Source organism: Pseudoalteromonas sp. 120-MNA-CIBAN-0494 (assembly GCF_040308885.1).
GTDB classification, from domain to species: domain Bacteria; phylum Pseudomonadota; class Gammaproteobacteria; order Enterobacterales; family Alteromonadaceae; genus Pseudoalteromonas; species Pseudoalteromonas nigrifaciens.
The window spans coordinates 1-209 of record NZ_JBEOOE010000268.1 but is presented as its reverse complement, the minus strand read 5'-3'; the positions used below and the strand labels follow the sequence as shown (position 1 = coordinate 209).

At 45.9% G+C, this 209-nt stretch carries 1 pseudogene; it reads left to right on the top strand.

Going from position 1 to position 209, the window contains the following annotated elements:
* Positions 1-209 (top strand): annotated as a pseudogene (locus AAEY55_RS18725) (IS21 family transposase); the annotation flags it as partial.

Genomic DNA, 209 nt, shown 5'->3' with positions numbered 1-209 from the left:
CAGCGACTCTCAATGCGTCAGCAGCATAAAGGGGGTGAAAAGCTGTTTGTGGATTATTGTGGCCCCACAATTACCATTACTTGTCCGACGACACAAGAAAAGCGCACTGCTCAGATATTCGTTGCTGTGCTAGGTGCATCAAATTATACCTATGCTGAAGCAACGTATAGTCAGCAACTTGAAGATTGGGTAATGAGTCATGCGCGTTG